General features: G+C 39.2%; 1 protein-coding gene. It reads left to right on the top strand.

Going from position 1 to position 567, the window contains the following annotated elements; genetic code table 11:
* The coding region (locus tag HC175_RS16780) for an OmpH/Skp family outer membrane protein (RefSeq protein ID WP_168139504.1) at positions 1-245 on the top strand (245 nt) is incomplete at its 5' end.
* Between the last annotated feature and the right edge of the window lie 322 nt (positions 246-567).

The following is a 567-nucleotide window of genomic DNA, read 5'->3' as shown; positions in this document are numbered from 1 at the left end:
TCATTGGCCTTGAAAACAATATTAAAGGCTTTAGACAAAAGGCCGGTGTGATGATGCAAATGAAACGCAATGAGTTAACCCAGCCGCTTTACGAAAAGATCAATGTCGCGATGCTGGAGGTAGTCAACGAGGAAAATTTCACCCAGATCTTCCATGCCGACGGTACAAGCCTTGCTTTCTCTGCGGAAGAACTGGATATCACCAGGAAAGTCTTAAAGAAATTAGGTGTCGAGGTGAAGGAATAGAATTAGTGATCAGTGGTCGGTGATCAGTGGTCAGAAGTTTTCAGTTACCGGTTACCAGTAATTTATATAAAATAAAGGTCTCAAAAAATAACATTTTTGAGACCTTTTTTATTTCATGTTCATGTTCCTGAAGCCAATATTATCTAACTTCTGAAGAACTACAGAACCTATATATTGTCCCTACGGGACATTTGATAGGAAGGTAAATTTTTTCTACCGATATGTTGTCCCTAACGGGACAAGAAAAAGGGGTTTTGTTGACGCAATTTGGTCCGTGCCTGAGAATTATAATAATAACCCAATTTTTGTCTCCATGGGACAT

The organism is Salinimicrobium oceani, from assembly GCF_012037645.1.
This window is presented reverse-complemented; position numbering and strand designations above follow the sequence as displayed.